Origin of the sequence: Parasphingorhabdus sp. (assembly GCF_036963705.1) — a bacterium.
Classification (GTDB): Bacteria; Pseudomonadota; Alphaproteobacteria; order Sphingomonadales; family Sphingomonadaceae; genus Parasphingorhabdus.
The window spans coordinates 1-24042 of sequence record NZ_JBALUT010000027.1; the positions used below are offsets into that span (position 1 = coordinate 1).

Below are 24042 nucleotides of genomic sequence, written 5' to 3' on the forward strand. Positions count from 1 at the left end.
GGCATCATCGGCGAGCCGGTTACGGGTCGCGCTGTCGATCATCGCATCGAGCGCGGTCATCCAGCGCAGGACATTGGCAGCAATATTGTGGGCCAGCGACTTGTCCGACGGATTGGACAATTTGCCGGTTGCAGCGGACATCGCCTGATCCAGCGTCTCGCCGCGCCGGCAAACCGCGTCGAGCAGGCGTATGGCGGACTGGCGCGTAGCAAGGCCGGGAATAGCGTTGTTGGGTTGGTTCATTTTGATTCCGCGATGATTTGGCTTGGAGAACCCGGATGGTTCGCTCTGCCCAACCGCATAGACCCTCCCGCGTTTCAATCAAGCTTTTGGATGGAGACGGGTCGGGGTAAAAAACCGCAATCGTGGATATGGAGGCTAGCGGTCAGCATTCGCCGCGATCGATTCGATCCGTTACGGCACCCCGTAATAACCCTTGCCCGCGGTGTTGTGATTTACATCACTCGTGCGTTCGACAGTTACGCTAGGTGGAAATCTGGATTGATCAAAGGTCCTTCAACGATGCCTATCTCGCCTCACACTACTGCTCTGTTCGTCGCCGTAATCGTGACGCGAGAAAGCTATCGGCAAGGATTATTGATGGATCAATCCGGGATTTCGCCGGTGCATGATCGGTGAAAAGACTACGTCCGCTGCCGGATGATGGCGCATTGCCAGCAAAGGCGGCATTCAATAAAAATAACGGGAATCAACTATGAAAAAATCGATTGCAACCTTGACAGTTTTTGCCAGCGCCTTCGCGCTCAGTGCTTGCGGTACCAGCAATGAGACATCGGAAACCGCTGCTACTGAAGAAGCTGCAGAGGCTGCGACTGCGGAGCCATGTACTCAAGATGCCATGATGGCCAAAGCAACGGCGCTTGGCGAAAAGATGCAAGGCTTGGCCAGCGACCCAAAAGCGATGCAGGAAATGACCAGCAAGATGCAGGAAGTTCAGGAGAAGATGCAGAAGGGTGCTGCTGACGGAAGCTTTGGAATGACCGAAGCTTGCGCTGTCTATGACGAGATGCTCGCTGCCGGGTAATCCAGCGCAAGCAAACAGACAGGCACGGCAGCGAATATTTTTTGCTGTGCCGCAATGAGAAATAGAATCGGGCTGGAGTTGATCCAGCCCTTTTTTTGTGCGCTCGGCGTGGAGTGCGGAGTGCCAATTCTGTAGGCCGGCTCGGGTCCTTTCAGTGTGGAAATACTCGATCGCAGCCGTAGGAAGGCAGTTAGACTGTCCTCACGCCTGGACGTCATCGGCAAGCCGGTGGTGATCCCGCCCATCGCCTGGAGCGCGATTCACGGCCAATTAGTGGTGGATCGGACAGTTATTACACCCAAAATGAATCTAGTTGCATTTGATCAACAGCTTAGCCGTCTCCATGGTCCAGCCTCTATTTCACTCATCAGCGTTGCTCTCTTAATCAGGGAGGCAAGTTGACGTTAATTAAGGCATGCAGCATTTGAATTCCGCCGCCCAAACAATTTTGCGGAAAGCCAGATTGACCGTGAAAACGGTGCTGCTGGCTTTGGGATTCTGGGCATTGTTCTCGCAAACCGCTCAAGCTGCACAGACAATCAACACAACCAGCTCGACATCTTGTTCCGCCCAGAGCGGAGCGCTGGTTGGCGGCAATATATTGACGGATTTTGACAATGGTACTTTCGGGACGGAAAACGGAGCAGCAGACCAGTCTCCGAGCTCCAATCCTTATCCCGGTCAGATCGAAGCCGGGGTTTTCGCGAATTTCTACAGCTTTTTCCATGGTGCTTATGGTTATATTGCCAATCCGGTTAACCCGAGAAATGCGTATCAACACTCCAATATAACGGATCCCGTTTATGGTGCTACCGGCCGCTTTTTCGCGTCCGATCCCAACACCGACACACCGGTAATCAACTTCACCGCGCTGGATGTAAGTCCGAACCAGAATTACGAGCTTTCTTTCTGGGCCGCGAACAGCGAACCCAATGGTGCTCCAAATGATATCAATTTCGAGATCGACGGGATTGTGTCTCTCAATACTGGCCCGCTTTTGGCCTTTTCGTCGGCGCTTGAATGGAAGAAATATTCGTTTGTTTTCAATTCCGGGAATCGAACGACCATTTTAATCGGCCTCAGGTCGCTGGAAACCGGCCCAAGCGGACGAGATTTCTATCTGGATAATGTCGAAATGAAGTTCTGCTCTATTTCGGGAAGCGACATAAGCGGCAACATCTATTCTGACGTGGACCGGGACAATGTCTATCAGGCAGCGCGCGAAGCCGGCCTGGCGTCTATTGGCGTTGCGCTTTATGATACCCAGGGCGACAGCGATCCCGCCAATGACATTTATGTCGGTCAAACCGACAGCACCGCTGACGGTAGTTTCGCGTTTATAAATGTGCCGCCAAATGCCGATTACGAACTCAGGTTGACCATCGACGATCCTGATCTTCCATCAAGCAGTGTGCCCGGTACCGCAGCAGTCTTGCCGGTCAATCTGACCAGCAGCAGCAACTCTACCAACAACGACTTTGGCTTCGACATTGCTCGCCCGAATTTCTCGGTCAATAAAAGCTCGACAGTTTTTGACCGCGCCGGTTCCAGCGGCTTTTCCATTCCCGGCGAAGATATGGAATATAGCGTGCAGGTCATTAATACCGGCGGTGAGGGTATGGATATCGACAGCGTGATCATTTTTGATCAGCTTCCTGAAAATCTCACTTTCTTTCATGATGATTTTGACGGTTCGGGGGCTGAAACCGTTGATCCGCTGGTTTTTCAGCAGACCGGTACGTCTCTGGACTTTGATTATGCCAGAGATGTGAGATATTCCGATGCTGCAGCGCCACCGGTGAATTTTGGCGACTGCAACTATACGCCCACCATCGGCTATGATCCGAATATCACTTATATTTGCGTCAACCCCAAGGGCGTCATGCGCGTTCATTCCAGCAACCCAAGCTTCACCCTCAAATTCCGGATGCTTATCAACTAGAGCGAGTAGCCGCTGGATTAACCCTGACGTGTCGGATCCAGCGCGCTCGGTTTGCGCAGACGGGTCATGTCGCCAAGTTCGTCGGGTCGGCTCGACCAGCCGCCCGAGCCACCGCCGCGCGCAATGTCCTGCAAGGCCGCGATCCGGTCTTCGGTTGCTGGATGGGTAGAGAACATCTCGCGGACGCCGGCAGGCACAATATAGAGCTGCGCGGCCGCCGGATTGCGTTCGGCAACCGGGTTGGGGATGCGGGCGGCTTCACCGGAAATCTTGCCAAGCGCAGAGGCCAGCGACAGAGGCTTGCCGCTGATCTGCGCGGCTGCAGCATCGGCGCCAAATTCGCGGGTCCGGCTGATCGCCATTTGCACGATCATCGCGGCAAAGGGCGCGATCAGCACCGCCATGATACCGGCGATGCCGCGATTGCTGCGGAAGAACATGCCAAAATTGGCGAGCATCGACACCGCGCCGGCAATCGTAGCAACCATCGTCATGATCAGCGTATCACGATTTTTCACATGGCCAAGTTCGTGCGCCATTACGCCTTCGATCTCGTCGTGGCTAAGCATGTTGAGCAGACCGGTGGTTGCCGCAACCGCCGAATGTTCGGGATCGCGCCCGGTTGCAAAAGCGTTCGGTTGCGCCTGATCGACAATATAGACTTTCGGCATCGGCAGCTGGGCACGTTGCGCGAGATTTTTGACCATATTGTAGAATTCAGGATGGCTGGAGGCGTCCACCTCCACCGCATTGTGCATCTTGAGCACGATCTTGTCGGCGTTCCAGTAAGTGAACAGGTTCATGCCCGCCGCGACCACCAAGGCGATAATTGCACCGCCGCTGCCGCCGAGCGAATAGCCCAAGGCCATGAACAATGCGGTCAGCGCCGCCAATAGCATGGTTGTCTTCATGAAGTTCATCGTCTGCACTCGCTTGATTATGGTCGTCTTTGTCTCAATATAGGGTTTGAGGCGGGATGAATCAAATGAGCGGACAAGTGAAATTATGACCGAAAGCGATAGAAAAGCCGGTGAGCGACCAGCCCATGTGAAGGCACCCGCCCATCTTTCCCCGAACAAGCCGGTGCCGCAGCCCGATCCGCTGGACAAAGCGGCGGAAATTACTGCGGAAAAAGGCCCGACCCGCTATGGCGACTGGGAACGCAAAGGTATTGCGGTCGACTTTTAACGCGGCCCGTAGCGGTTACTGAGGAATTTCCATGAATTCAGCGATCGCGGTGGCCGCGCGCTTTGCCGGAGATTGACGGTCATCCATATCGAAAGAATAAGCAAAGGCCCGGCTCTGCGCCTGCCGATAGGCGTCCGACAGTGGCGAGACCGCGTCCAGCGTCGCCCCGAGACCGGAAAGATCATCTATCACGGGACCGAAGGTCCAATGTTCGTAATTGGCATTGCCCTGCCACTCGGCACCGTGAGAATTGAGGAAGATCGCCGGACGCGGCTTTTGAATAAATTCGTAAATCTGGCTGCTGACATCGCCGAGGTAGATATCGGCCGCGCCGGTATAGGTCATGTCGACGCTGCGGCTGCTGCCGGTGTCGATATGGATATGATCGAGCGCGGCAAATCGCGGGTCGATCTGCTGGCGAAAGCGCAACATACGATGCTCGACCGAGGCCAGAAGCTTGCGCTGGAACAGCATGACATGGGGCGCGAAGATCAGATTGAAATCATTTTGGCCCGCGAAATAATCGAGAATCTGCTCGCCGAAGCGGAACCAGGACGAGAGCAAGGGATCGAAATGCGGGTTATAGAGCACGACCGGCTTGTCATCGTCGAACATCTTGACCGGCGGTCGCGCGGCAAAGGCCTCGAACTTGGGATAGCCGACGATCCGGTGATTGTCGGGGTGGATCACCCCGGCGTCCAGCATCCGGTCGCGGGTTTTCTCGCCAGGCAGAAGGACATAGTCAAACAGCCGGATTTCCGGCGAGAATCCAATCGAACGATCGCCAGCCCCATGGGGAAAGAAGATCAGCTTCGGCCGCTCCGACTTGCTGTTTTTCTTGAGAAAGGTCGTCGTCGTCTCCGGCACAACCAGCGCGTCGAAATGACGAAATAATTCAGTGCTCCGCTTGAGGCTGCTCAGCCGGTTGAGCGGGACCATCTGCCCCATCATCTTCTCGGCCAGCCGGCTCCAGCGATTGGGCCGAATCGACCAGAAAGCCGGCATCGGCAAGGCAGGATCAAGAAACTGCCTGACCGCCTCGGCCTGCCGGTCGCTGGACGTGATGACTTCGACCCGCGCGGACGGAGCCTGCCGCTGCAAAGCGGAGATGATCGGCGCGGTATGGGCGACCTGATGCAATTCGTCATGATTGAACAGAAAGCCGATGCGCTGCGGATCGATCGATGAACCGGACTTCATTTCATTTCCATCGGATGTCCGACCTCAATTTGCGCTCAAGCCATTGGCGGTACCAGTTTGCCACCCCTTGTCCTTGGACAGGTTTTGCGGGAAAGTCTACGGCGTCTCGGTCAGAGCATTGCTCCCGACAGGGCGCGACAGGCTGTTTCCAAGGCCCGCCTTGCAAAAGCGGGCGTGGTGGCTAACAAGTTGTCTATGCTCCCGCTTTTCGCGGGAAGCGATGGAATAACATAAGGACGCCTGTGCCCCCTGTTCATAACCCCGACTCGTCTGCCGGTGATCTGCACCCCGCAAAAACACCGCTGTGGACAGCGATCATATTGGCTGGCCAGCGTCCCGAAGGCGACCCGATGGCCGCTTATTGCAACGTCACCTATAAAGCGCTGATCCCGATCAACGGACAGACCATGTTGGAGCGGGTCGCGCGCGCCCTGATCGCCTCTCCCGATGTCGGCAAGATCGTTATCATGGCCCAGTCGCCCGAGGAGCTGAAGTCGGGTCTGAGCCCCGATCTGGCGACGCAAGACGGCATCGCCTTTGTTGCATCAAACAACGGTATCGCGACCAGCATCCACAATGTCATCGGCACCGCTATCGCGCCCTGGCCGGTGCTGGTGACGACAGCGGACAATGCGCTGCTGACCGGAGAAATCCTCGATTGTTTCTTTCAGGCGCACAATGGGCAGGATGTCGCGGTTGCTGTGGTCGAGCGTCAGACCATGCTGGCGGCGTATCCCGATGCCCGGCGTACCTGGCTGAAATTTCGCGGTGGAGCCTATAGCGGCGCCAATCTGTTCGCCCTGCACAATGCAGCGGCCAAACCGGCGGTCGCATTCTGGTCTGCGGTAGAGAAGGATCGCAAGAAAGGCTGGAAAATCTTCGCCCATTTCGGCCCCTGGCTATTGCTTCGCGCGCTCACCCGCACGATCGGCTTCAAGCAGGCGATGGCACAGGCAGGCGAACGCATGGCGCTGCGGGCCGAGCCAATCATATTGCCGATTGCCGAAGCCGCGATCGATGTGGACAAGCCGGATGATCTGGAACTGGTGACCGGAATATTGGAGCGGCGGGAAGGTTAGGCCGGGGAAAACAGGCCCATAGGCAAGCTATTGCACCGGTTGCGTAATGCCCGATCAATGTGTCCGCTGTGGGGCGAAAGAAGACACTGGAGACGCAAAGCGGCTTGACTGGAAACGACCCGGTTGCTGACATTATCGACGATGCAAGAATGATCTATTGGCGGATGGCCAAGAAACAGAAGCCCTCAGCTGCGCGTGATGCCCCGCAGCCGCCAGACCACATCTGGAAAGCTATCAAGTACAGGCTGCGGCAGCCCCAGTGCAATCTGAGCCATGGCCAAGGCGCGGGCCGGGTCGCGCCCAGTTGCCGCGTGCAGCAAGGCGCTCGCTGCGCAATAGCGAAAGCGCGGTTCAAATTGTTCATCTGCTGGCAAATCGACGCTGGTGAGCTGTGCCTGAGCCGCCTCATAGTGCGTGACAGAACGGAAACGTGCGGTAAGAAATGCGAACTCCAGTGGTGAGCCAACGTAAAGGTCCTGACTGGCCTCCTGGCCTTTTAGGACCAGCATATAGTTGTCGAGCGCTTCTACGTAGCCACCGGAGGCAAACTGCGCGGCTGCGGCGACCCGGCGTGCTCTGCCATCGTCGAAATCATTGGTCCTGGTTTCGAAATAATGGTCGATCAATCGCAGAGAAACGTCGGGATGGCTTTGAGAGAGATGGTGCGCCTGCAGGACGAGATATTGATCGCGCTGCGAACGGGCTCGTCCTAGTTTTGCGAAAAACATCCGCTCAATATCGTCGTTCCAGTCCGTGTTGCGGTACCATTCCGTCATGGACTGCAATTATCTCGCGCGATGCGAGAACACAAGTGAGCTCGCGACCGGAAGTTTTTCGGGCAGACATGCGCCGGATTGTCATTGCTTCGGAATGGGAAACTCGCAGGATGATGGTACTGCGGGATATTTGGGCAAGCCACCCTCCCTTGCGGTCGGGAGTTTTTCGGATGACAATCCGCCGGATTGTCATTTTTTCCGAAAAACTGGAGCGGGCGAAGAGATTCGAACTCTCGACCCCAACCTTGGCAAGGTTGTGCTCTACCCCTGAGCTACGCCCGCTCGGCGTTGCTGCGACACTTGGGTAATCACTTCGTCAGCAGCAGTTGAGGCGCGCGGTTAGCATGGGTTTTTCGACCCCGCAAGCCCCAATCAACCTCTTGTTGCTCGCAAATGCAAAAATATCCTTGGCATTGACGGGCCGCTCCCCACATAAAGCCTGTAAGTTAAACGATTTGGGCGCGGGCCAAGGCTTTGGCCGCCGCCCCGAAACAGGAGCATCAAGTGGCAACAGCAGGATTGACAGTCGAAGAACAGAAATCGGTCGAAGCCTTTCAACAGGCGGTCGTCGGACCAAGTATGGACAAGCTCGTCATCCTCGATTTCTGGGCAGAATGGTGCGGGCCGTGCAAGGCGCTGACCCCGGTGCTGGAGAAGGTCGCGGCGCAATATGCCGATCGCGGCGTTATATTGGCGAAACTCAATGTCGACGAAGACAAATTTATCGCCGCGCAATTCCAGGTACAGTCGATCCCGACTGTCTATGCGATTTTCCAGGGTAAGCCGGTTGCCGACCTGACCAGTGCCCGCACCGAAAGCCAGTTGTCGGCCATGCTCGACCAGCTGCTCGAGAAGCTGCCGGTAGGCGCAGGCGCTGCGCCGCAACAGGACGTAGCGCCGCTGCTCGCCATGGGCGAACAACTGCTCGCGGAAGGCGATGCCGAGCAGGCCGCGGGTATTTTTGGGCAGATTGCCGAAATGGACCCGGATAATGTTGCTGCGGTCGGCGGACTGATTCGGGCGATGGTCGCAGCCGACCATCTCGATCAGGCGGAAACGGCGCTCGGCTCGTTGCCAGAAGAAATGCGCAGCGACCCCGCGATCGAACGCGCGCAGACAACTTTGCAACTGGCGAAGGACAAGCCCGACCCGGCTGCGCTCGCTGCGCTAGAAGCTGCTGTTGCAGCCGACGGAAAGAATCACCAGGCCCGATTCGACCTTGCAAGTGCGCTGATCGCCACCGGCAACCATGACGGAGCGGCCGAACATCTGCTGTCGATCATTGCTGCCGACAAGGAATGGAACGACGGCGCGGCACGACAGAAATTGCTCTCGCTGTTCGAAATGGTCGGCCTCGAAGACGAATGGGTTTCGGCCACCCGCCGCAAGCTCAGCGCCGTGCTGTTCGGATGAGCGAAGCAAAACGACTCTCGATCTTCCCGCTGGCCGGAGCGTTGCTATTCCCCGGCATGCACCTTCCCCTGCACGTGTTCGAAGGGCGCTACAGGGCGTTGATCAACGATGCGATGGCGCGCGACCGGCATATCGGCATGGTCCAGCCCAAGGAAGAGGGCAATCACCCTGCACTGTTCGACGTCGGGTGCCTCGGCAAGATCATCGATATCGAGGCGTTGGATGACGGCCGTTTCAATGTCGTGCTGGAAGGCGTTGCGCGCTTCCGGATCATCGAGGAAATCGATGCATCGACCGCCTTTCGGCAGGTCCGAGCAGAAATTGAAGCCGATCAGGAAAAAGACGAGGTACTGGCCAGCGCCGAGCGGGCTGCGCTGGAGATTGAATCGCGCAAATTTGCCGATCTGCAGGGCTATCAGGTCGACTGGGACAGTATCGGTCGGCTCGACGACACTGCCTTTGTCAACGGCATTGCGCAAATCGCGCCCTTTGATGCGGCATCGAAGCAGGCTTTGCTGGAGGTAGACGGCCTTGCCAACCGCGCCGAACTGATCATCCAGCTGCTGCAATTTTTCGGTCGACAAGATGGTGACGACGACCGAGTCACCTTGCAGTGAGTGATGCAGCGAGTGGCCGGGAATGGGCGATCGACCAATGAACCAAGGGAAGAAGACAATCGATCCCGATCTGCTGGCGATCTTGGTCTGCCCGATAAGCCGGGGAGCGCTTATCCATGATGACGAAGCACAGGAACTGATCAGCGAAAAGGCTGGTCTGGCCTATCCGATACGCGATGGCATCCCGGTCATGCTGGTCGAAGAGGCGCGTCTATTATAATTCCATTGTGAACTCGGCTGTCGCTTTCGCGCCGCGGAAATGCTGGCCCAGCCCGTTACAGCGAAATCGCCAGGGTTATGGCGGTAATAAGAGATCCCCAGGTCACCAGATTGCCCAGAAGCAATTCCTTATCTCTGCGGTTCAGAACTTTTTTGCGACTTTTCATCTTTATTCGTTCCATTCCTATTCCATTCGATCCCGTCTGGCCCGGGTATTTAATTCCCGTCACCCACAAGCAATGTCACGACGCCAGGTGAAATGGCGGAATGAAGTTTCGATGTCTGACGAGCCTGCTTCACCTGCTGAATTCATTTCCGGGTCGACCCCAGTCTGGGAGAGAGTCGATCGACCCGGATCTGATTGTCTAAAAGAGCAATTCGGCATTGGTTGCTCCATTTAGGCCGACCTGAAAATCCATCTCGACGGGAGAATATTGACCAGTATATTCCGTTCCGCACGACAACGACCGTTCACCAAGGCTGGCCTGAATCCAGGGGGACCGGAACCATCATGCCACCATTTCGAACTAGCCATTGCCAAGGATTTCCAATCGAACGCCATTGTATATGGGCCAATCAACTGGAGTTCTCGAGTTTCAACCCGTGTCACTTGCCTGAACGGGGGTAATAAGTTAACGTTACAATATGATACATATCGAAAACCAGCCGATGTAGAAAGGATTTGCAGGAGTTTTGTTAACTTATTTTAGCGGTAACATTTGGTTTAACCCTATCATATAGGGCCGAAAAATGTTTCTTGGCAGCCGAACGGGCGCAGAATTCCAACTTCTCCAACCGATCCTTTTTGCCAAACGGAGCTCCCTCATTTATGATCCAGCCATGACCACAGCGCTTTGCAACGAACTGAACGCAAACGAAAAAGCGGCACTGCACCTGCTTTTGCAGGGTCATGATGCAAAAACCGCTGCTCACGAAATCGGCGTTACACCTAATATCATCAACGAGCGGCTGCGTTCCGCCCGGCAGAAATTGCAGGTCACGAGCAGCAAAGCGGCGGCGCGCATGCTCGCTGACCATGAAGGTATCGCTCCCAAATTTATTGTGCCCAAGAATATTGGCATTGTCCAAAAGCCCAGATCCGACGCAGTTTACCCCTTGCCTGGACATCAGGCAACGGCACCAGACCGGGACAGGGTTAGGGAAATGCAGATGACTTATCAGTCTTATGCCACTTCCTCGAGCCCGCTCCTGTCGGCACCGTTCCGCAGGCAGGGAGAAACGGGTAATGATCTGAGCAAAGGGGCACGAATTTGGGCGATCGCCGACCTTTCGGTCAAGCTCGCCTTTGCATTCGCCTTTGTCTGTCTCGCAGCAATGCTTGTGAGCCAGTTGATCAACCCAAACTAATCTCTGCAATTTTTGACCAATAGTCGACGTCGGTGTCATCCGGCGTCTGGAGAGACACATGTTGAATCAACGTATCGAAGCTGGCCGCCCCATCGCAAAAAAAATCAGTGAAGTCGAAAAATCGCTCAACTTGACACTGGTTCAGATGGGCGAACTGATGAGCAGCATTGGCGCTGCCCGCCTTGCACCGGGAACGCGCTTTTCGCTGACCGCAGGTATGGACGCATCGGAAAAACTGATCGCCGCAGCTGCCAGAACAGCGCGCTCATATCGCGAAGTTGTTGAAGCCCATGCGCATCTGGTCGAAGACCGGGATGACGCCGGATTGCGGACCGTTGGCCTTGGTGATGTGGGCAAGTGCCCGCCAAACCAGGCAAGCGCTGCGGATGAGAAATCAAGCCCTCTCCGGGTGGTAGAAAGCGCTTAATGCATTAGGCAAGGGTTGACCGGGCCGCACTTATTTGGTCCGGTCAACCCATGCTGCCTATAGAATTGTTCTTCTCGCTCATGACGGTCGTTTGCATCTATTCGGCTGTCAAAGGAGGCACGCCCGAAAGATGGGCCGTGATGATTTTCATCATCGGAGTCGGGACGACCTTCATTGCAACCCCTTTATCAGCCGATAGGTATGCGCAACTGGAAATTGGCATCTTGGTCATTGATATGGTGATTTTGCTCGCTTTTGTGATGCTCGCGCTCAGTGCAGAAAGATATTGGACATTATGGATATGCGCAATGCAAGTGGTTCAGGTTCTATCCCATATCCCCAAAATGATAATCCCCGAACTGCTTCCCCAAGCTTATTATATAGTAATAGCGATCTGGGTTTATCCGATGCTGCTGACATTGGCGATCGGCACCTACCGCCATCGGCAACGCCTTCGGCAATTCGGGGTCGACAAATCCTGGAGCGACTTTTCATCCTCTCGAAAATCGATGACGCACCAGCCGTAGCCGCGGGACTGATCGCCGAATTTGGTTCTATCGGGGCGATATTGAACGCCGACTCCCGGTCAAATGAACAGGATCCCGCCCGCGCGATTCTGTCCTTGCTGCGAGAGGCAATGCTTGTCTCCTCCCGCGAAAGGATGCTCGATCGGAAATGCCTTTCCAAAGCCTCTGACGTAATCGAATATCTCGTCATCGCCATGGCGCGCTTGCCGATAGAAGAGGTGCGCGTGTTGTTTCTGGACAGCAAGAACCGCCTGATCAGCGATGAAGTCGTCAGTAGAGGTACGATCTCCTCGGCCCCCATCTACCCTCGTGAAATATTGAAACGGTCCCTCGTCCTCGATGCGACCGCCCTGATCATCGCGCATAACCATCCGTCGGGAGATCCAAAACCGAGCGAAGTCGATATCGAGGCCACGCAGAGACTCGTCAAAGCCGCCAAAGAAATCGACTTGACGATTCACGATCATATCATCGTTGGCAGTGAAGGCTGGATCAGTCTTCGTGACTGGGCGGAATTCGAATGACGGCTTTGCACACGGCGAACTTCCGCCTCGTCGACGAGCCCAATTTACCTGCGGATATTGCATAATGTCCTCGTCGCTAAAAGATGGAGAGCGGGTTGTCATGCTCCGCTCGGAAACCAGAACGCTGCTACAATCGCCGGATTTTATCCGCTCCCCGGTGATGTCACAGCTTTTGAATTATCTGGTTGAAGCGGCGATTGCCGATCCGGATAACCCGCCCAAGGCCTATCAAGTGGCCGTCGACGGGCTCGGCCGCTCCGAAGACTTCGACGTTCAGGCCGACAGCTATCCCCGCGTCCAGGTGGGTCGGCTCCGCAAGATGCTCGCTGCCCATTATGCGGCACGTGGCTGTGCAGAACGGTTGCGTATCCCGATCGGTCACTATGCCGTCGAGATGCAGCTCGATGATGCAGAAACCGGAGAAAAACCGAACGGCGCAGAGACTGGCGATAAAGGTCTTTCTGCTGCTACGCCGCCCGAGATCGCCTCCGACCGGTGGTTCAGCAACCGCCAGACGACGCTCGGACTGGCCGGGTTCCTCCTCGTCATCGGAATCCTCCTGACTCTGGTATTGAACTCTGCCGAGCCGGACATGCCGGGCACGGAAACTGTATCGCAAGATTATAGCTCGGCACCGATTGTCTATTTGTCATCCTCGCGAGAAAGTGGCCCGGATGCAGACAGTGGCCGGGTTGCAGAAATCGATCAGTTTCTGGAAAATGCCTTGGCCCGCTCCTCGCAAGTGCGGCTGGCGGCAGCCGAACTTTCAGACGACACCACGGACAAGGACCAGAACGCCTATCGCTTCGAAAGCCGTGCAATCGCCGGCGCGAACGGTCCCGAAGTCATATTTTCCCTAACCTCGCTGAGGCGCAACGAAACAATCTGGTCGACGACCATATCAACGCCGGAAACGCCTGCAGATTATCCGGAAAAGCTGGGCCCGATAGTCAGTCGCGTCGCTGGCATTTACGGTGTGATCGCCACTGACCAGCGCAAGCACCTGCCCGGGGATGCAATGACTGGCTATGGCTGCCTGCTTCGGTTCGAGAGCTTCCGTGCCAACCGTGATCCTGATCTTTTGCCGGTGGTGGACTCCTGCATAAAAAAATCTCTGGCAGCAGACCCTCTGGATAGCCAGATCCTAGCCGCCGCTTCGTTTCTGGCTTATTTGCAGACAGAGGAAACCGGCAGAAAGCCGGACCCGGAGGCGGGAATGGAATTTGCGCGCGAGGCCATGGTTCGGGGCCGGGAGGACGCATCAGCGAACTTCGCTCTCGCACGAGCCAGCTTTTTCAATGGCAATTGTACTCTTGGCAAAGAATTTGCCGAAAAGGCCACTGAACTGGATCCGTATGAAGCAACAATTCATGCCGAGGCCGGCGCGTTTCTTTTCGCCTGCAATGATCCTTCAGCCAATAAATATCTGCGCCGCGCGATCGCGCTGGATCCGCGGGGTTCGATCGTCGCCGAGACCGCATTGGTGTTTACCCTGCTGGCAGAAGGCAAGGACAAGGAGGCGCTGGATATTGCCGAAAAAATCATGCCGTCGAGCGCCGGTGTGGGTCCATATTATGACATTGCGATGGCGATGGTTTATGCCAAAAACGGCCGGATCAAGGAATCTCACGCCGCTTGGGACCGGCTCGTTGCAGCTTATGGAAGCGAGACCGAAGAAAGCCCGAAACAATTGCTCGACCGCCTGATCCTCAATCCGTTGCTGGCCAATCGCGCCTTCCTGCTGCTCTCTGTCACCGGTGTAATCGTCAAATGAACGACAAGAGGTAGATCAGAAGCTGGCGTTTAGCCCATCAACCACAAATTGTACCGCAAGCGCGCCCAGCAGCACGCCGAGCACCCGGGTGATGACCGCTTCGACCTTGTTCCCCAAAATCCGCATCATCGGTCCGGCAGCAAGCAATCCGACCAGCGTGAGCAACAGCACCGCTCCCAGAGCGCCAAGAATGATCATGGCATTGTCGATACCGTCATTCTGCGACGTCAAAAGCATGACGGCAGCAATCGAACCCGGTCCGGCGATCATCGGCATTGCCATAGGAAAAATCGATACATCCTCGATTTCGGGCTGCTCGATAATCTCTTGCGCCCGGTCTTCGCGTCGTTCGGTGCGTTTTTCAAACACCATTTCCAGAGCGATCAGGAACAGCATGATGCCGCCGGCTATACGGAAACTGTCGAGACTGATGCCCAGCGCGCCGAGCATCTGTTCACCGAACAGGGCAAAGACCAGCAAAATGATCGCGGCGACGAAAATAGCGCGAATGGCCATGATTCGGCGATCACGTTCCGGCACACTTTTGGTCAGACTGGCATAAATTGGCGCGCAGCCGGGAGGGTCTATCACCACGAAAAAGGTGATGAAGGATGATATGAAGAGTTCGATCACTGCGGTTGGTCTTCCTTAAGAGCATTTCCGATGCGTTGCATCTTTTCGCCGTCCCAGGCCGACATCGTAATCGACGGCTTGCCGTCGGAATATTGCACGGCATCCCAGACCAGAGTACCGTCCGGCGATCCGCCGCTCCGCTTATCCATAGCTTTTTCGATGGTGATCCGGTTTGCGTTCGCTGGCGGTTTACCGGTGCAGGTTGCGACTTCCGTTTCAATAAAATCGGGGGCAGGCAATGGCGCGTCCAGCGGTGTGCCGTGATCAAATACCCACTTCCAGTCCTGATCCTTGCCGCGATGGCGTTCGTCAAAATTTTCCAGCCGCCAGATTGTGACAAAGGACCCGGTGCTGCCGTTGGCGGCTTGCCACGCTCCGGTTGAAACCGCGAGGCTGCCGTCGCAGGACATGGATATTTTATGCGGCTGCCACTCGACCGCCGATTCAGGATCGACTTTGCCGTTCAGCCATTGTTTTGCGTTGGAGATACCAGGGACAAACATCACGGCATCATCCGCCGCTGTTTCCCGAAACGCGGTCCATTGTCCCTTTTCCTGCGCCAGCCGGGCGAACGACAGTTCCGCTTTCACCACGGCGCTGGGATTGGCAACCGGCTTGCCAGCAGCGCGATTGTAGCGTTCGCGGTCGTCCATACGCCCGCCGCCGCTGACACAAGCTGCCAGGGTCAGCGTGATTCCGATTGCCGCAAATAAGCGCATTACAGATTCTCCGGTTTCTCCAGCCCGGCGCGTGCAGATGCCGCGACCAGCGTATTGCGCAATAGCACCGCAATGGTCATCGGGCCAACCCCTCCTGGAACCGGCGTAATAGCGCGAACATGATCGAGCGCTTCGGCTGTGGCGACATCGCCTACCAGACGACCCTTATTCTGCCCCGGCTCGGCTTCCAGCCGGTTGATACCGACATCGATGACCACGGCGCCCGGTTTCAACCAGTCACCCTTGACCATCTCGGCGCGGCCAACGGCTGCAACCACTATATCGGCGCGGCGGACGACGTCGGGAAGATCCCGGGTCCGGCTATGGGCCATGGTAACGGTACAATTTTCAGCGAGCAGCAGCTGCGCCATCGGCTTGCCGACCAGAATCGAGCGGCCGACCACGACAGCGTCGAGGCCGGTCAGGTCGCCCAATGTATCTTTCAGCAGCATCAGGCTGCCGAGCGGGGTGCAAGGGGTCAGCGCTTCTTCGCCGTTGGCCAGCCTTCCGGCATTGATCACGTGAAGACCGTCGACATCCTTGTCCGGATCGATCGCCATCACGACCGCTTTTTCGTCGAGACCTTTGGGAAGAGGCAATTGCACCAATATTCCGTCCACGCTCTCGTCGGCGTTGAGCTGTTCGACCAGCGCGATCACGTCCGCTTGAGCGACATCGGCCGGCAGCCGGTGCTCGAAGCTTTCCATACCCGCAGCGATCGTCGCCTTGTGCTTGGATGCGACATAGACCTGACTGGCCGGATCTTCGCCAACCAGAACCACGGCCAGGCCAGGCGCTCGGCCAGCCTGCTTTACAAAAGCAGGAACCGCGTCCTTGATCCGTTCGCGAAGACCGGCGGCAAAGGCCTTGCCGTCAATGATCTGTGCTGTCGTCAACTGAGCAGAGCTTGCGCCAGAGGTGGCAGGATTGCGTCCTGGAGGATGATGATAGCGATGATGACAACCATCGGAGTCAGGTCAATCGCTCCGAAATCCGGCATGATCTTGCGGATCGGCCGGTAGATCGGCGCGGTGAGCGCGTCCAATGTGGTCCAGATTGCGTTGACGATATCATTTTGCAGGTTGATGACGTTGAACGCGAGCAGCCAGCTCATGATTGCCTGCACGATGATGACGGTAATCGCCACGTTGAGCAGGATTGCGATGATTTGAAGAATTGCGAATGCCATGGACGGACCCTTTATCGATAATCTGGCATAGCGGCTAGAGGTTTGTCGCCGGTAACGCCAGTAATTTACTGTATCATTAATATAACACAGTTGAGCGATTATTCAACCGGATGAATATCGTCCTTGACCAGCGTACCCGCGCCCTTGCTGGTGAAGATTTCGAGCAGCATCGCATGCGGAATGCGGCCATCGAGCACAACCGCAGCATCCACGCCTTCCTGCACTGCCTTCACACAGGTTTCTAGCTTCGGGATCATTCCGCCGGAAATCGTGCCTTCGTCGACCAGCGCCTGGATTTTCTTCGGGTCAAGATCGGTCAGCAATTCGCCCTGCTTGTCGAGGACACCGGGAACGTCTGTCAGCAGGAACAGCCGCGCCGCGCGCAGAGCCGAAGCCACCGCACCGGCCATTGTATCGGCGTTGATATTATAGGTTGCGCCGTCTTCGCCGACACCGATTGGCGCGATCACCGGGATCATTCCGGCGGTTGAAATCATATCGACCACACTGCGATCCACTTTCTTCGGTTCGCCAACATAGCCGAGGTCGATGATCCGTTCGATATTGCTGTCCGGATCGCGTTCGGTACGCCGCAATTTCGTCGCTTTGACGAAGCCGCCATCCTTGCCGGAGATACCGATGGCGCTGCCTCCGGCCTGTTCGATCCAGCTGACCAGTTCCTTGTTGATCGCGCCGGACAGGACCATTTCGGCAATTTCCGCGGTTTCCTTGGTGGTGACCCGCAATCCGTCGACAAATTTGCTCTCTACGCCAATCCGTTCGAGCATCGCGCCGATTTGCGGTCCGCCGCCGTGCACGACGACCGGGTTGATCCCGACCGCCTTCAGCAGGACGATATCCTCGGCAAAGTTGCGCGCCAGCCGGGCGTCGCCCATCGCATGGCCGCCATATTTGACGACAAAGGTCTTGCCGGCATAGCGCTGCATATAGGGCAGCGCGTCGGTGAGCGTTTCTGCTTTGGCAAGCATGGCTGGATCTGGTGCGTGATCGTTCATGAGGGTCTTTCTGTCTAGCCGCGCGGCAAAAGCAAGTATTTAATCAGCTTTTGGAGAGCGCTTTTACCTTTGCCAGCGTGCCGGTTACATGGCCCTGCGGTTTTGTTGCGCTGTGAACGAAGACGATTTTGCCTTCCCGGTCGATAACATAGCTGGTCCGGTTGGTCATCGCGAGCCCCGGTGACATGCGGACCTGATAGGCTTCGATAATCTTGTCATCGGCGCGGGCAACCGCGAATTTGTCGCGGCATTCGGAAACCGAGAATTTCTTCAGCCCCTCGATATCATCGCCCGACATGCCGATGACGGTGGCACCGGCGGCGTTGAATTCCGCCGTAGCATCGGCAAACATATTGGCCTCGATCGTACAGCCTTCGGTGAAAGCTTTGGGAAAGAAGTAGAGCACGACCGGACCGTCCTTGAGCTTGTCGGCCAGCGAGAATTGAAACTCTTTACCCGCCAGCGCACCGGTGGTGGTAAAAGCGGGCGCGGTTGCACCGATTTGCAACGGTTCGCTATTGTTACTGCGGGCATAATAGACAAAGGCACCACCCCCGGCGATGGCCACGGCCAGCAATATCACGATCCACTTTTTCATGTCATCATTCCTGTTCAAGCTGCGCTTTTAGCGCATAGAGCTGGTCCAGCGCTTCCCGCGGGGAAAGCGCATCGACGTCAATCGCGCCCAGCGCCAAGCGCAGTTCATCGGATTTTTCTTCGACGTCCGCAAGGCTGGCGGCAAAAAGCGGCAGATCGCCGAGACCGGCGGCAAGGCCACCGGTTTCCGCCTTGCCGGCCTCTAGCTTGTCTAGCACCGCTTTGGCGCGATTGAGAACCGGTTTGGGGATGCCAGCCAGCTTCGCCACTGCCAGACCATAGCTGCGGTCCGCCGGACCTTTGGCCAGTTCGTGGAGCAGCACCAGATCGCCCTTCCATTCACGCGCGCGGACATGGTGGAGCGACAGCGCATCGAGCCGGTCGGCCAGCCGGGTGAGCTCGTGATAATGGGTCGCAAACAGGCAGCGGCAGCGATTGGTCTCGTGCACCGCCTCGACCACGGCCCAGGCCAGCGCGAGGCCGTCATAGGTCGAGGTGCCCCTGCCCACTTCGTCCAGAATGACGAAGCTTTTCTCGGTCGCCTGCGACAGTATCGCTGCTGTCTCGACCATTTCGACCATGAAGGTTGAGCGGCCTTGGGCGAGATTGTCGGACGCGCCGACGCGGCTGAACAGACGGTCGACAAGGCTGAGCTTCGCGGAGGAAGCGGGCACAAAGCCGCCAGCCTGCGCGAGAATGACGATCAATGCGTTTTGCCGCAGGAAGGTCGACTTACCGCCCATATTGGGACCGGATACCAGCCACAGACGTTCGTCCTGCGCCAGGCAACAGTCATTGGCGACAAAGGGGTCGCCTTTGCCCGACAGGGCCGATTCGACCACCGGATGACGACCGGCCTGAATATCCAGTATATTACCGTCGACAAATTCGGGGCGGCACCACTGGCCTTCGGCGGCGCGTTCGGCGAGCGCCGCAGAGACGTCGATCCGTGCCAGAGCATCGGCGCTCTCGCCAATCGCTTGCTTGCGCGCCAGTATCTTGTCGACCAGCTCTTCGAAATGCGCGGCCTCGGCGGCCAGAGCATGCGCACCAGCCTGTGATACGCGGACAGCTTCGTCGTGGAGATCGGTCGAATTAAACCGCACGACACCGGCCAGCGTCTGGCGATGGGTGAAGCCGGAATTTTCCGCCATCAGGCTATCACCATGCCGGGCAGGAACCTCGATAAAATAGCCAAGCACCGCGTTATGCTTGATCTTGAGCGTATTGATCCCGGTTGCCTCGCGATAGCGCGCTTCGAGAATCGCGATTGCCTTGCGCCCGTCGGAACCGGCGCTGCGCAATTCATCGAGCGCCGGATCATAGCCGACCGCGATATAGCCGCCATGGGCCATTTCGGTCGGCGGTGCCTCGACCAGCGCCCGGTCAAGCAAATCGACCAATTCGCCATGACCGTCGAGCGCTGGCAGGATTTTGTCGAGCAGTTCAGGCAGGCCGGCGACCATCGTCAGCCGCTCGCGCAATATCCGCGCGCCGCTCAGGCCGTCGCGTATCTGCCCGAGATCGCGCGGACTGCCTCTCCCGGCCGAAACCCGACCCAGAGCTCGCCCAATATCCGGCAAGGCCTTGAGTTCGGTCCGGACATCATCGCGTACCGCCGACCCGTCGTGGAACCATTGCACCAGCCCGAGCCGCTGATTGATGTGCTGTTCATTGAACAATGGGGCCGACAGGTCCCGCGCCAGCAGACGCGCGCCGGCAGGCGTAACGGTGCGGTCGATAGAGTGGAGCAAACTGCCCTCGCGCGCGCCGGCCAACGTCCGGTCAATCTCGAGACTCGCTCGAGTCGGCCCGTCGATCGAGAGAAATTCGCGGGTTTCGCGGCGGCTCGGGGCATGTAAATAGGGCATATTGCCCTGGGACACATGTTCGACATAGGCGACCAGGCCGCCCGCGGTCGCCAGTTCGGCGCGCGAAAATTCGCCCATGCCGTCGAGCGTGGCAACCCCGAAATGATCCTGCAGCCGTTTTTCCGCGCCCGCGCTGTCAAAATATTCCTTGCCCCACGCCGTCGCCCTTAGCAGCCGGGGCAACAAGCCGGGCGAGCAGATGATTTCCGATGGAGCCAGTCGCGCCAGTTCGGCATCCAGGGCATCGTCCGAAATCGTCGTCAGTTCGAAATTACCGGTCGATATGTCCGCCGATGCCAATCCGATCTCGCCCTGCACCTGCGCCAGCGCGACCAATATATTGTCGCTTCGAGCGTCGAGTAACGTGTCTTCGGTGAGCGTTCCGGCGGTTACATAGCGGACGATATCGCGCGCCACCAATGCCTTGTAGCCACCGCGCGCCTTGGCCTCGGCTGGCGTTTCGATCTGCTCGGCGATCGCTACCTTGAAACCGGCCCGGATCAGTTTTGCGAGATAATTTTCCGCGGCATGGACCGGCACGCCGCACATCGGGATCGAATCCCCGGCATTTTTTCCACGCGATGTCAGGGCGATGTCGAGCGCCGCCGAAGCGAGCTTGGCATCGTCGTAAAATAGTTCGAAAAAATCGCCCATGCGATAGAAAAGCAGGCAGTCATCCGCCTTTTCCTTGAGCGCGAAATATTGCTCCATCATCGGCGTGACCTTGGCCGGATTCTGAGCAGGGTCTTTCGCCCCGCTTTCTGCTTTGCTCTGAGTCCGGACTGCCATCACATCGCGATAGCCGACTGCAGCAAGACATAAAAGAGCAGCCAGCACATCCTGTTGAAATTTACTTGATATTGCGGCTCTGCGACAAAGCGAGTAGGCATAAAACGGGACGTGAACATCCGATCGGCACAACCATGCCGACGACCAATATGCGGAGATAGAAATTGGCTGACAAGAATGATAATAATCTAGAATTTTCCGAACGCGAAGCTCTGCTTTTTCACTCCCACGGTCGCCCCGGAAAAATCGAGATTATAGCGTCGAAACCGATGGCCACCCAACGCGACCTGAGCCTGGCCTATTCGCCAGGCGTCGCTGTCCCCGTCCGCGCCATCGCCGAAGATCCTTCAAAAGCTTATGACTATACCGCCAAAGGCAATCTGGTCGCTGTCATTTCAAACGGAACCGCTATTCTCGGTCTGGGCAATCTCGGCGCGCTTGCTTCCAAGCCGGTGATGGAAGGCAAGGCCGTATTGTTCAAACGTTTTGCCGATGTCGATGCCATCGATCTGGAACTCGACACCGAAGATGCAGAAACCTTCATCAACGCGGTCCAGATCATGGAACCCAGCTTCGGCGGCATCAATCTGGAAGATATTGCCGCTCCCGACTGTTTCATCATCGAACAGACGCTGCGCGACCGGATGAATATTCCGGTTTTCCACGATGACCAGCACGGCACCGCGATTATCGCCGCTGCCGGGATCATCAATGCCTGCCTGCTGACCGATCGCAAGATCGAGGATATCAAGGTTGTCGTCAACGGCGCCGGTGCTGCTGCGATTGCCTGTGCTTCGCTGATCAAGAGCCTCGGCGTTCCGCATGACAATCTGACCATGTGTGACCGTACCGGCGTCATCTATCGTGGCCGCGACGACGTCGACCAGTGGAAATCCGCCCATGCGATCGACACCGATGCGCGCACGCTGACCGACGCCCTGTCCGGCGCCGATGTTTTTCTCGGACTGTCTGCTGCCGGCGCCCTGAAACCGGAGATGGTCAAGGATATGGCGGCGCAACCGATCATTTTCGCGATGGCCAATCCCGATCCGGAGATTTCTCCTCCTGATGCCAAGGCCGCCCGCCCCGATGCGATTGTCGCAACCGGCCGCTCCGATTATCCCAACCAAGTCAATAATGTCCTCGGCTTTCCTTTCATCTTCCGTGGTGCGCTCGACGTCCGGGCAACCCGTATCAACGAGGAAATGAAAGTCGCCGCCGCTCATGCAATTGCCGAATTGGCCCGCGAACAGGTTCCGGAAGAAGTCGCTGTCGCTTACGGCGGATTGGCGCCGAGCTTTGGTGTCGATTACATCATCCCCGCTCCTTTTGATCCGCGCCTGATGGATGTGGTCTCGGCCGCCGTCGCCAAAGCCGCTATGGATAGCGGCGTCGCCCAGAAACCGATCGAGGATCTTGACGCCTATCGTCAGAGCCTGAAAGCGCGCCTCAATCCGACAACATCGGTGCTGACACAAGTCTATCAGGCATGCCGTGTCGCGCCGAAACGGGTAATTTTTGCCGAAGCAGAGGAAGATGTCGTGCTGCGCGCGGCGATCCAGTTCCAGGATGGCGGCTATGGTACGCCGGTGCTGGTCGGCCGTGACGATAGGGTCCGCGACAAGCTCAAGGAACTGGGGGTCCGCGATCCCGACAGGTTTGAAATTCACAATAGCCGCAACAGTCCGCTAGTCCCGGACATGGTGAACATGTTGTATGAACGCCTCCATCGTCGTGGCTATATGGAGCGCGATATCAAGCGCATGGTCAATCAGGACCGCAACATCTTCGGTTCCGCGTTGCTCTCGATGGATCAGGGCGACGCGATGATCACCGGGGTTACCCGCCCCTACTCGCAATCCTTCCGCGATGTCGCCAAAGTGATCGACGTAGAAAAAGGCCGCACCGCTTTTGGCATTCACGTCATGGTCGGTCAGCATCACACTGTTTTCATGGCCGACACCACGGTCAACGAACGGCCAACTGCTCATGAACTAGCGGATATCGCCGAGCAGACGGCGGCGGTTGCCCGGCAAATGGGCCACGAACCGCGCGTTGCCTTCCTCAGCTATTCGACCTTTGGCAATCCCGAAGGACGCTGGCTGGATAATCTTCGCGAAGCCGTGGCGTTGCTCGATCAACGGCGAGTCAATTTCGAATATGAAGGCGAAATGGCGCCAGACGTTGCACTCAACCCCAAGCTGATGGCGAACTATCCGTTCAGTCGCCTGTCGCAGCCGGCCAATATTCTGGTCATGCCGGGCCTGCAATCTGCCAATCTATCGGCAAAATTGCTTCGCGAACTGGGCGGCGATTCGGTCATCGGACCGATGCTGGTCGGACTGGAAAAATCGGTGCAAATCGCGACCATGGCGTCAACCGCATCGGAATTGGTGACACTGGCAGTATTGGCCGCCAGCGGCATTGCCAAATAAGGTAGTCTGAAAAAGAGTGATTGGGGTGCCCAACAAGGGCGCCCTAATCAGGATGGGATGTTACGGCTGAGTCGGGTCGTTCCCGCCGCCGCTCGCTCCGGCCGCACCGACCGAACCGATATTGCCGAACAGTTCCTGGAAAAAGGAACGCTCGCGGCCAAGCGTCGGTGTTTTGTCGCCATCCGGGCTGATGCTGGCAACCAATTCAAGTCCGGTGCGATCAATCGATGACACGTTTCCTGCATCATCGAATTTCACCCGCATCACCTGCTGGTCGCGGGGGCGCGGGGTACTGAAGCCATATTGGCGGGTATCGCGGGAAAGATAATACCAGGTATTATTGTCAAACTGGCCGGTGAACGTCGGTCGACCGAGCGATGCTTCAACCGATTGACGGTTGTCGACGCCTGCCTGAATTGCCGACATCAGCACTTCATCGGCAATATATCCCTGATGACCGCGTACCTGGGTACATCCTGCCATGGTCATAGCGCCGGCCATAAGCCCAAGCCACAAGCTGTGTTTTTTGATATTGCCGACCATCGAACTCATTCTCCACTGTACAGCCGACACCGTACCGGTGCCTGACTTGTCATCGCCCATTGCATCTCGCGCCATAAATATCAATATGCCCTGTATCCAGACTTAACAAACGACACGATCGTCCATAAACTTGCGATCCAACCAGCGGAAC

The 24042-nt window shown here is 56.9% G+C and carries 25 protein-coding genes and 1 tRNA gene; 13 read left to right on the forward strand and 13 right to left on the reverse strand.

What is annotated here, in order from left to right; translation table 11 throughout:
- Positions 1 to 243, reverse strand: a 243-nt coding sequence (locus tag V7680_RS08140; RefSeq protein ID WP_442954996.1) for a transcription antitermination factor NusB, incomplete at its 3' end; no start/stop codon positions are given.
- Positions 244 to 715: 472 nt separating this feature from the next.
- On the opposite strand from V7680_RS08140, the gene V7680_RS08145 reads away from it, so the two are divergent.
- Both V7680_RS08145 and V7680_RS08150 read left to right on the forward strand, forming a co-directional pair.
- Complete coding sequence (locus V7680_RS08145) at positions 716 to 1045, forward strand: hypothetical protein (protein WP_335652790.1); 330 nt, start codon at positions 716 to 718, stop codon at positions 1043 to 1045.
- A 463-nt stretch (positions 1046 to 1508) separates the two neighbouring features.
- Positions 1509 to 2987 carry a hypothetical protein gene (locus V7680_RS08150; RefSeq protein WP_335652791.1) on the forward strand — a complete coding sequence of 493 codons (1479 nt, stop codon included), beginning with the start codon at positions 1509 to 1511 and terminating at the stop codon, positions 2985 to 2987.
- A 17-nt stretch (positions 2988 to 3004) separates the two neighbouring features.
- Here the strand turns inward: V7680_RS08150 and V7680_RS08155 are convergent, their stop codons facing one another.
- Positions 3005 to 3907, reverse strand: a complete 903-nt coding sequence (locus V7680_RS08155; protein ID WP_335652792.1) for a M48 family metalloprotease — start codon at positions 3905 to 3907, stop codon at positions 3005 to 3007.
- Positions 3908 to 3992: 85 nt separating this feature from the next.
- Between V7680_RS08155 and V7680_RS08160 the strand changes: the two genes are divergently transcribed.
- Positions 3993 to 4175 carry a DUF1674 domain-containing protein gene (locus tag V7680_RS08160; RefSeq protein WP_335652793.1) on the forward strand — a complete coding sequence of 61 codons (183 nt, stop codon included), beginning with the start codon at positions 3993 to 3995 and terminating at the stop codon, positions 4173 to 4175.
- A 15-nt stretch (positions 4176 to 4190) separates the two neighbouring features.
- On the opposite strand, the gene V7680_RS08165 is transcribed toward V7680_RS08160, so the two are convergent.
- Complete coding sequence (locus tag V7680_RS08165) at positions 4191 to 5375, reverse strand: hypothetical protein (RefSeq protein WP_335652794.1); 1185 nt, start codon at positions 5373 to 5375, stop codon at positions 4191 to 4193.
- Between the two features lie 242 nt (positions 5376 to 5617).
- Between V7680_RS08165 and V7680_RS08170 the strand changes: the two genes are divergently transcribed.
- Positions 5618 to 6454: an NTP transferase domain-containing protein gene (locus V7680_RS08170; protein ID WP_335652795.1), complete on the forward strand. Its 837-nt coding sequence runs from the start codon at positions 5618 to 5620 to the stop codon at positions 6452 to 6454.
- Between the two features lie 185 nt (positions 6455 to 6639).
- On the opposite strand, the gene V7680_RS08175 is transcribed toward V7680_RS08170, so the two are convergent.
- Positions 6640 to 7230, reverse strand: coding sequence for a hypothetical protein (locus V7680_RS08175; protein WP_335652796.1), 591 nt, complete (start codon positions 7228 to 7230; stop codon positions 6640 to 6642).
- 207 nt (positions 7231 to 7437) lie between these two features.
- A tRNA-Gly gene (locus tag V7680_RS08180) sits at positions 7438 to 7512 on the reverse strand.
- A 222-nt stretch (positions 7513 to 7734) separates the two neighbouring features.
- Between V7680_RS08180 and V7680_RS08185 the strand changes: the two genes are divergently transcribed.
- From V7680_RS08185 to V7680_RS08220, 8 genes are all read left to right on the forward strand, one after another.
- On the forward strand, positions 7735 to 8643 hold the full coding sequence (locus V7680_RS08185) for a tetratricopeptide repeat protein (protein WP_335652797.1): 909 nt from the start codon (positions 7735 to 7737) through the stop codon (positions 8641 to 8643).
- On the forward strand, positions 8640 to 9260 hold the full coding sequence (locus V7680_RS08190) for an LON peptidase substrate-binding domain-containing protein (protein ID WP_335652798.1): 621 nt from the start codon (positions 8640 to 8642) through the stop codon (positions 9258 to 9260). Before V7680_RS08185 ends, V7680_RS08190 begins: the two co-directional genes overlap by 4 nt.
- A gap of 37 nt (positions 9261 to 9297) precedes the next feature.
- Positions 9298 to 9480: a Trm112 family protein gene (locus tag V7680_RS08195; RefSeq protein WP_335652799.1), complete on the forward strand. Its 183-nt coding sequence runs from the start codon at positions 9298 to 9300 to the stop codon at positions 9478 to 9480.
- Positions 9481 to 10319: 839 nt separating this feature from the next.
- Complete coding sequence (locus V7680_RS08200) at positions 10320 to 10847, forward strand: helix-turn-helix transcriptional regulator (protein WP_335652800.1); 528 nt, start codon at positions 10320 to 10322, stop codon at positions 10845 to 10847.
- A 58-nt stretch (positions 10848 to 10905) separates the two neighbouring features.
- Entirely contained in the window at positions 10906 to 11274 is a 369-nt protein-coding gene (locus V7680_RS08205) for a hypothetical protein (protein ID WP_335652801.1), read from the forward strand.
- Positions 11275 to 11411: 137 nt separating this feature from the next.
- Entirely contained in the window at positions 11412 to 11801 is a 390-nt protein-coding gene (locus tag V7680_RS08210; RefSeq protein ID WP_335652802.1) for a hypothetical protein, read from the forward strand.
- A 41-nt stretch (positions 11802 to 11842) separates the two neighbouring features.
- Positions 11843 to 12325: a JAB domain-containing protein gene (locus V7680_RS08215; protein ID WP_335652803.1), complete on the forward strand. Its 483-nt coding sequence runs from the start codon at positions 11843 to 11845 to the stop codon at positions 12323 to 12325.
- A gap of 64 nt (positions 12326 to 12389) precedes the next feature.
- On the forward strand, positions 12390 to 14099 hold the full coding sequence (locus tag V7680_RS08220; RefSeq protein WP_335652804.1) for a tetratricopeptide repeat protein: 1710 nt from the start codon (positions 12390 to 12392) through the stop codon (positions 14097 to 14099).
- Between the two features lie 15 nt (positions 14100 to 14114).
- Here V7680_RS08220 and V7680_RS08225 read toward each other — a convergent pair whose 3' ends face one another.
- The 7 genes from V7680_RS08225 to mutS form a co-directional block, all read right to left on the reverse strand.
- Positions 14115 to 14732 carry a MarC family protein gene (locus V7680_RS08225; protein ID WP_335652805.1) on the reverse strand — a complete coding sequence of 206 codons (618 nt, stop codon included), beginning with the start codon at positions 14730 to 14732 and terminating at the stop codon, positions 14115 to 14117.
- Positions 14729 to 15451 (reverse strand): hypothetical protein, encoded by a 723-nt coding sequence (locus tag V7680_RS08230; protein WP_335652806.1) that lies wholly within the window; start codon positions 15449 to 15451, stop codon positions 14729 to 14731. Before V7680_RS08230 ends, V7680_RS08225 begins: the two co-directional genes overlap by 4 nt.
- Positions 15451 to 16347, reverse strand: coding sequence for a bifunctional methylenetetrahydrofolate dehydrogenase/methenyltetrahydrofolate cyclohydrolase FolD (gene folD / locus V7680_RS08235; protein ID WP_335652807.1), 897 nt, complete (start codon positions 16345 to 16347; stop codon positions 15451 to 15453). Before folD ends, V7680_RS08230 begins: the two co-directional genes overlap by 1 nt.
- Positions 16344 to 16640, reverse strand: a complete 297-nt coding sequence (locus V7680_RS08240) for a YggT family protein (RefSeq protein ID WP_176279972.1) — start codon at positions 16638 to 16640, stop codon at positions 16344 to 16346. The genes folD and V7680_RS08240 overlap by 4 nt, the downstream gene beginning before the upstream one ends.
- Positions 16641 to 16738: 98 nt before the next feature.
- On the reverse strand, positions 16739 to 17656 hold the full coding sequence (gene argB, locus V7680_RS08245) for an acetylglutamate kinase (RefSeq protein WP_335652808.1): 918 nt from the start codon (positions 17654 to 17656) through the stop codon (positions 16739 to 16741).
- Between the two features lie 43 nt (positions 17657 to 17699).
- Positions 17700 to 18254: a peroxiredoxin gene (locus tag V7680_RS08250; RefSeq protein WP_335652809.1), complete on the reverse strand. Its 555-nt coding sequence runs from the start codon at positions 18252 to 18254 to the stop codon at positions 17700 to 17702.
- A 4-nt stretch (positions 18255 to 18258) separates the two neighbouring features.
- Entirely contained in the window at positions 18259 to 20838 is a 2580-nt protein-coding gene (gene mutS / locus V7680_RS08255; RefSeq protein ID WP_335652823.1) for a DNA mismatch repair protein MutS, read from the reverse strand.
- 239 nt (positions 20839 to 21077) lie between these two features.
- Here mutS and V7680_RS08260 point away from each other — a divergent pair, with 239 nt between their 5' ends.
- The gene (locus V7680_RS08260) at positions 21078 to 23348 is read left to right on the forward strand and encodes an NADP-dependent malic enzyme (protein ID WP_335652810.1); all 2271 of its coding nucleotides are present in this window, start codon (positions 21078 to 21080) and stop codon (positions 23346 to 23348) included.
- Between the two features lie 60 nt (positions 23349 to 23408).
- On the opposite strand, the gene V7680_RS08265 is transcribed toward V7680_RS08260, so the two are convergent.
- Positions 23409 to 23966 carry an outer membrane protein assembly factor BamE gene (locus V7680_RS08265; protein WP_335652811.1) on the reverse strand — a complete coding sequence of 186 codons (558 nt, stop codon included), beginning with the start codon at positions 23964 to 23966 and terminating at the stop codon, positions 23409 to 23411.
- Positions 23967 to 24042: the final 76 nt, after the last annotated feature.

Bases quoted from the DNA above. Each gene is read 5' to 3' on its own strand.
- V7680_RS08250 (WP_335652809.1), bottom strand. From the start codon at position 18,254: ATGAAAAAGTGGATCGTGATATTGCTGGCCGTGGCCATCGCCGGGGGT.
- V7680_RS08230 (WP_335652806.1), bottom strand. From the start codon at position 15,451: ATGCGCTTATTTGCGGCAATCGGAATCACGCTGACCCTGGCAGCTTGT.
- V7680_RS08145 (WP_335652790.1), top strand. From the start codon at position 716: ATGAAAAAATCGATTGCAACCTTGACAGTTTTTGCCAGCGCCTTCGCG.
- V7680_RS08265 (WP_335652811.1), bottom strand. From the start codon at position 23,966: ATGGCGCGAGATGCAATGGGCGATGACAAGTCAGGCACCGGTACGGTG.
- V7680_RS08240 (WP_176279972.1), bottom strand. From the start codon at position 16,640: ATGGCATTCGCAATTCTTCAAATCATCGCAATCCTGCTCAACGTGGCG.
- V7680_RS08220 (WP_335652804.1), top strand. From the start codon at position 12,390: ATGTCCTCGTCGCTAAAAGATGGAGAGCGGGTTGTCATGCTCCGCTCG.
- mutS (WP_335652823.1), bottom strand. From the start codon at position 20,838: ATGATGGAGCAATATTTCGCGCTCAAGGAAAAGGCGGATGACTGCCTG.
- V7680_RS08190 (WP_335652798.1), top strand. From the start codon at position 8,640: ATGAGCGAAGCAAAACGACTCTCGATCTTCCCGCTGGCCGGAGCGTTG.
- V7680_RS08205 (WP_335652801.1), top strand. From the start codon at position 10,906: ATGTTGAATCAACGTATCGAAGCTGGCCGCCCCATCGCAAAAAAAATC.
- V7680_RS08165 (WP_335652794.1), bottom strand. From the start codon at position 5,375: ATGAAGTCCGGTTCATCGATCGATCCGCAGCGCATCGGCTTTCTGTTC.
- V7680_RS08195 (WP_335652799.1), top strand. From the start codon at position 9,298: ATGAACCAAGGGAAGAAGACAATCGATCCCGATCTGCTGGCGATCTTG.
- V7680_RS08155 (WP_335652792.1), bottom strand. From the start codon at position 3,907: ATGAACTTCATGAAGACAACCATGCTATTGGCGGCGCTGACCGCATTG.
- V7680_RS08160 (WP_335652793.1), top strand. From the start codon at position 3,993: ATGACCGAAAGCGATAGAAAAGCCGGTGAGCGACCAGCCCATGTGAAG.
- argB (WP_335652808.1), bottom strand. From the start codon at position 17,656: ATGAACGATCACGCACCAGATCCAGCCATGCTTGCCAAAGCAGAAACG.
- V7680_RS08175 (WP_335652796.1), bottom strand. From the start codon at position 7,230: ATGACGGAATGGTACCGCAACACGGACTGGAACGACGATATTGAGCGG.
- V7680_RS08200 (WP_335652800.1), top strand. From the start codon at position 10,320: ATGACCACAGCGCTTTGCAACGAACTGAACGCAAACGAAAAAGCGGCA.